This is a genomic window from Streptomyces sp. NPDC058534 (assembly GCF_042717365.1).
GTDB lineage: Bacteria > Actinomycetota > Actinomycetes > Streptomycetales > Streptomycetaceae > Streptomyces.
This window is the reverse complement of the sequence record NZ_JBHXNW010000135.1, coordinates 3,174-9,213: the sequence shown is the minus strand read 5'-3', so window position 1 is coordinate 9,213 and position 6,040 is coordinate 3,174. Positions and strand designations below refer to the sequence as shown.

The following is a 6,040-nucleotide window of genomic DNA, read 5'->3' as shown; positions in this document are numbered from 1 at the left end:
GAGCCCGAGCCCGAGCCCGAGCCCGAGCCCGAGCCCGAGCCCGAGCCCGAGCCCGAGCCCGAGCCCGAGCCCGAGCCCGAGCCCGAGCCCGAGCCCGAGCCGGATCCGGAGCCGGATCCCGAGCGTGAACCGGATCCGGCTCCCGAGCGCGAGCCGGTGGCGGTGCGTGATCCGGTGCCGGTGCCGCTGCGTGAGCCGGATCCGGCACCGGACGCCGCCCCGACGCCGCGGGGGGAGCCCGGCGAACACACCCCGACCCACCCCGCCCACACCCACCCCACCCACACCCCCCAGCCCCCACCGGCAACCGTGCCCCTCACCCCCCACCAGCACACCCTCCTCCTGGACGCCCTCGCCCACTCCGACCCCGGCCGGCACGTGGAGCAACTGCACTGGCGCTGGCGCGGCCCCCTGGACACCGAACGGTTCACCGCCGCCTGGCAGTCGGTGGCCGACCGGGAGACCGTCCTGCGCGCCGCCTTCGACTGGGAGAGCGGACCACGCCTGCTCCTGCACGAACACGCCGGCATCGAAGTCGTCCGGCATCCGGCCGGCTCCGTCGGCTTCCAGCACCTGAGCACACGCGACCGGACCCGCGGCTTCGACCTGCGCCGCCCGGCCCTGCTGCGGCTGAACCTCCTCGACGAGAGGGCCCCCACAGGCGCCGGCCCCCCGTGCGTGCGGGTGCTGCTCACCTTCCACCACGTCATGCTGGACGGCTGGAGCGTGTCGGTCCTGCTCCAGGAGTTCTACCGCGCCTACCTCGCCGGCGGCCGCCTGCCCGGCGGCGAACGGCGCCCCGACATCCGCGACTACGCGCGCTGGCTCGCCCGCCAGGACACCGCCCCCGCCCGCGACTTCTGGTCCCGCACCATCGCCCCGGGCACCGCCCTGGTGCTGCCCGCCGCGCCGGGACCGGCCACCGGCCTGAACGGGACCGGCCGTACCGAGGCCCGCCTCGGCGCCGCACACACCGGGCGGCTGCGCGCCTGGGCGGCGTCCTGCGCGGCCACCGAGGCCGGCGCACTGCAGGCGGCGTGGGCACTGCTGCTGTACCGGGCGGCAGCCGCCACCGGGCCCGCCACGGTGGGCTTCGGCGTCACCGTTCCCGGCCGCGGCATCGCCCTCGACTCCGTCGAACGGCTGCCCGGCCTGCTCACGAACACGCTGCCCATGACCGTGCGGGTCGACCCCGCCGCGCCCGTCACCCGGCTGCTGGCCGAACTGCGCGACACGGCCCTGGACATCGCCTCCTACGAGTGGGTCTCGCTCGGCCAGGTCCACCGGTGGAGCGGGTGCCGCGCCAACGAGAAGCTCGCGGAAAGCGTCATCGCCGTCGAGACCCTGCGGCCCGGCCGCGACGACCTGCGCTCCGCCCTCGCCGCCCAGGGCATCAGCGTCACCCCGCCCCGCCCGGCCGGCGCCCGGACCCTGTTCCCGGTCACCCTGTCCGCCCACCGGGACACCGACGACGGCCTCGTCCTGACCGCCGTACACGACCGCTCCCGGCTCGCCGACGCCGACGCGTCGCGTCTGGTCTTCCAGTGCGCCCGGCTGCTGCGCCACCTGCCCCACCTGGGGGGTGGCACGGCGAGCGTGGCCGACGCGCTCGCCGCCCTCGCCGGTCAGCCGCGGGTGCGGATGGCCCAGGCGCCCGCCGGGACCGCTTCCAGTGAACCGACCCGAGGAGAGCCCCGGCCATGACCACCCACCGTCGGCGCCACACCCCGGCCGGCACCCCCGACCACCCCGCCCCCGCGCCCGCCTTCGCCCCCGCCCCCGCCCCCGTGCCCGGACCCGCCCCCGCGCCCGGATCCGAGGACGCGTGATGGACGCGGAGCACCTGCGGATCGCCGTCGTGGGAGCCGGCCCCCGCGGCCTGTCCGTACTGGAACGGATCTGCGCCAACGAACGGGCCGACCCCGCGCCCCGCCGGGTCACGGTCCACCTCGTGGACCCCGCCCGGCCCGGCGCCGGACGGGTCTGGCGTACCGACCAGTCACGGCTGCTGCTGATGAACACCGTCGCCTCCCAGGTGACCGTGTTCACCGACCCCACGGTCACGATGAAGGGACCGGTGGAACCCGGCCCCGACCTGTACACCTGGGCCCGCTCCGTCGTCCTGGCCGCCGCACCGGGGGGCCGGTTCGGCGAGGCCACCCGCGCCGAGGCACACGCCCTGCGGCCGGACGCCTACCCCACCCGCGCCTTCTACGGCAGCTATCTGCAGGACGCCTACCGGCGCATCGGGCAGCGGGCGCCGGCCCACTGCCGCATCGTCGAGCACCGCACCCACGCCGTCGCGCTGCGCGACCAGAGCGACGAACCCGGCGGCCCCCAGATCCTCACCCTCGCCGACGGCACCCGCCTGCGCGGCCTCGACGCCGTGGTCCTCGCCCAGGGCCACCTGCCACGCCTCCCCGGCGCCCAGGAATCGGCCTGGACCCGCACCGCCGCGGAACACGGCCTGACGTACGTCCCGCCCGCCAACCCTGCCGACCTGGACCTCGACACCATCCCACCGGGACAGACCGTGCTGATGCGCGGACTCGGTCTCAACTTCTTCGACCAGATCGCCCTGCTCACCCTCGGCCGCGGCGGCCGCTTCGTCCGCCGCCGGGGCCGCACCGTCTACCTCCCCTCCGGCCGGGAGCCGCGCCTCTACGCCGGCTCCCGGCGCGGCGTCCCCCACCACGCACGCGGCGAGAACCAGAAGGGCCCCAGCGGCCGCCACGAACCACGCCTGCTCACCGCCGCCGCCATCGACCGGCTGCGCCGCCGCCGGCTGGAAGGGGAACCGGTCCGCTTCACCACCCACCTGTGGCCGCTGATCTCCGCGGAAGTGGAGAGCGTCTACTACGAGACACTGCTGCGCACCCGGCACCGCGCCCGCCAGGCGCCCCGCTTCGCCGCCGCCTACCTCACGGCCGCCACCGCACACGAGCGCGAACACGTCCTGGACACCCACGGCATCGCCCCCGCCCACCGGTGGGACTGGGACCTGCTCCAGCACCCCACCGGGGGGCGGCACTTCGCCGGCCGCGACCAGTTCCAGCACTGGCTGCTCGCCCACCTGGCCGAAGACATACGCCAGGCACGCGCCGGCAACGTCGACGGACCGCTCAAAGCGGCCCTCGACGTCCTGCGCGACCTGCGCAACGAAGTACGCCTCGCGGTCGACCACGCAGGCCTGGACGGCGCTTCGTACCGGGACGAACTGGCCGGCTGGTACACCCCCCTCAACGCGTTCCTCTCCATCGGCCCTCCCGTCTCGCGCATCGAGGAACTGAGCGCGCTGATCGAGGCCGGGACCGTCCAACTCCTGGGCCCCGGCACCCGCGTGTCCCTGAGCACCGGCGCGGACGGAGCCGCGTTCGTGGCCGGCGCCGGCCACGTCCGCGCCGCACCCGTCCGCGCCCCCGCCCTCATCGAGGCCCGCCTGCCCGAACCCGACCTGCGGCACACCGCCGACCCCCTGCTGCACAGCCTGCTGACCACCGGCCAGGCGACGCCCTACCGGATCGAAAGCACCGGCGGAGCCTGGGAAACGGGCGGCCTCGCCGTCACCACCCGCCCCTACCACACCGTGGACGCCCGAGGCCGCGCCCACCCGCGGCGCTTCGCCTACGGAGTCCCCACCGAGTCCGTGCACTGGGTGACCGCGGCCGGTATCCGCCCCGGCGTCGACTCCGTCATCCTCGGCGACTCCGACGCCATCGCCCGCCACGTGCTGCGCCTCACCCCCGCCCCGCCCGCCACCCCCCTGCCCGCACCCCCCGCCGGCCTGCTGGAGAGGACGCCATGACCCAGCACACACCCCCCTTCGACGGCGGCCCGGACGCCGGACTGTTCTCCCCCGTACGGGCCGGCACCCCCGTCGAACAAGCCGTCAGCGAAACGGCCTGGCTCCAGGCGATGCTGGACGCCGAGGCGGCCCTCGCCCGCGCCCAGGCCGCCCTGGGCACCGTCCCGCACCGGGCGGCCCGCGCCATCACCCGCGCCGCCCGCGCCGAACGGTTCGACCCGCGCGCCCTCGCGCTGCAGGCCAGACAGACCGCCAACCCCGTCGTGGGACTCGTCGCCGCCCTGACCGCGGCGGTGGCGGCAACAGACCCGCGGGCCGCCGAGTACGTGCACCGCGGCTCCACCAGCCAGGACATCCTGGACACCGGCACCATGCTGGTGTGCCGCCGGGCACTGGACCTGATCCTCGACGACCTGGAGCGCACCGCCACCGCCCTGGCCCGCCTCGCCCGCCGGCACCAGCAGACCGTCATGGCCGGCCGCACCCTCACCCTGCACGCCGTCCCCACCACGTTCGGCCTCAAAACCGCGGGCTGGCACCGCCTGGCCGTGGACGCCGCCGACCGCATCCGCGCCGCACACCGCGGCCTGCCGGTCTCCCTCGGCGGAGCGGCCGGCACCCTCGCCGGATACCTGGAGTTCGCCCGCCCCCAGCCCCACCCGGCACCACACGGCGACTACCCGCAACAGCTCGTCACCGCCTTCGCGGCCGAGACCGGCCTGGCCCGGCCCGCCCTGCCCTGGCACGCGCTGCGCACCCCGGTCGCCGACACCGCGGCCGCCCTCGCCTTCACCACCGGCGCCCTGGGCAAACTCGCCGCCGACGTACAGGTCCTGGCCCGCACCGAGATCGCCGAGGTCGCCGAGCCCGCCGCCGCGGGACGCGGCACCTCCTCCGCCATGCCGCACAAACGCAACCCCGTCCTGTCCACCCTCATCCGCAGCGCCGCCCTGCAGGTGCCCCTGCTGACCGCCGGGCTCACCCAGTGCCTGGTGACCGAGGACGAACGCTCGGCGGGCGTGTGGCACGCCGAGTGGCTCCTGCTGCGCGAGGCGCTGCGCCTGACCGGCGGCGCCGCCCACACGGCCGCGGAACTGGCCGGCGGCCTCACCCCGGACCCCCACCGCATGCTGCACAACCTCCGCCTGACCAAGAGCCAGGTGGTCAGCGAACGCCTGGCCGCCCTCCTCACGCCCCGCCTCGGCCGGACCCGCGCGAAAGACCTGCTGGCCCACGCCTCGCTCACCGCCGAACAACAGCAGCGCCCCCTGCTGGACGTCCTGGCCACCCTGCCGGACGTCACCGCGCACCACACCGTGGAAGAACTCGGACAACTCCTCGACCCCACCGCCTACGTGGGCGCCGCACCGGCCCTGACCGCCCACGCCCTGACCACCGCCACCCCCACCCCCACGGAGTGACACCGGCACACCGCGGCAACCCCGCCGGCACCGCATCCGCACGTGGCCGATTCAAGCCGTGCTCCAGGCACGTCGGCGAGGCTCAGCACCAGCCCACACGCTCCCACCACGGCGACCGAGGAGGTGCGACTCCATGCCGGACGGCACACCGCTCACCCTCTACTGCTTCGCCCACGCCGGCGCCGGCGTGTCCGCCTTCGCGCACTGGCCCGCCACCACCGGCCCCGCGGTGAGCGTCGTACCCCTGCTGCTGCCCGGACGCGGCGCCCGGCGCCGCGAAGCCCGCGCCACCACACGCGACCAGCTCCTCGACACCCTCCTGGGCCCGCTGGCCGAACAGATCACCGACGGCCGCCCCTACGCCCTGTACGGACACAGCCTGGGCGGCGTCGTCGCCCACACCCTCACCCGCGCACTGCTCGACCTCGCGCTGCCCGCCCCCGCACTCCTGGCCGTCGGCGCCAGCCCCCCGCCCCACGCCGCCACCCCCCACCACGGCGAGCTGAGCGACACAGACCTCCTGCGGTTCGCGGGCGACCTCGACGCGGCACCCCACGGCCCCCTCGCCGCCCCCGGCAGCCTCTGGTACCGCAGCGTGCTGCCCGTACTGCGCGACGACCTCCTGCTCGCCACCGCCCTGCGCACCGCCGCGCTCGCCGACGCGGCACACCGCCCCCTGCCCGTGCCCGTCCTGGCCGTCGACGGCCAGGACGACCGAGTCGTCGGCGCGGCCCCCCGGGACGGCTGGGCGCGCTGGACCACCGGCCGCGTCGTCCCGCGCCCCCTCCCCGGCGGCCCCATCATCGGCCGCGGC

General features: G+C 76.3%; 5 protein-coding genes. All 5 read left to right on the top strand.

What is annotated here, in order from left to right:
- Positions 1-1,704: condensation domain-containing protein (locus ACFWR9_RS41395; protein WP_383852486.1), on the top strand; the 1,704-nt coding region annotated here is incomplete at its 5' end.
- Positions 1,701-1,829, top strand: coding sequence for a hypothetical protein (locus ACFWR9_RS41390; protein ID WP_383852483.1), 129 nt, complete (start codon positions 1,701-1,703; stop codon positions 1,827-1,829). The genes ACFWR9_RS41395 and ACFWR9_RS41390, both read left to right, overlap by 4 nt.
- Complete coding sequence (locus ACFWR9_RS41385; protein ID WP_383852481.1) at positions 1,829-3,805, top strand: FAD/NAD(P)-binding protein; 1,977 nt, start codon at positions 1,829-1,831, stop codon at positions 3,803-3,805. Before ACFWR9_RS41390 ends, ACFWR9_RS41385 begins: the two co-directional genes overlap by 1 nt.
- On the top strand, positions 3,802-5,226 hold the full coding sequence (locus ACFWR9_RS41380) for a lyase family protein (RefSeq protein WP_383852478.1): 1,425 nt from the start codon (positions 3,802-3,804) through the stop codon (positions 5,224-5,226). The genes ACFWR9_RS41385 and ACFWR9_RS41380 overlap by 4 nt, the downstream gene beginning before the upstream one ends.
- Positions 5,227-5,359: 133 nt before the next feature.
- A partial coding sequence (locus ACFWR9_RS41375) for a thioesterase II family protein (protein ID WP_383852476.1) occupies positions 5,360-6,040 on the top strand: 681 nt, incomplete at its 3' end.

What these genes read in the sequence shown, in the direction of transcription:
- ACFWR9_RS41390 (WP_383852483.1), top strand. Translation starts at nt 1,701, where the DNA reads ATGACCACCCACCGTCGGCGCCACACCCCGGCCGGCACCCCCGACCAC.
- ACFWR9_RS41385 (WP_383852481.1), top strand. Translation starts at nt 1,829, where the DNA reads ATGGACGCGGAGCACCTGCGGATCGCCGTCGTGGGAGCCGGCCCCCGC.
- ACFWR9_RS41380 (WP_383852478.1), top strand. Translation starts at nt 3,802, where the DNA reads ATGACCCAGCACACACCCCCCTTCGACGGCGGCCCGGACGCCGGACTG.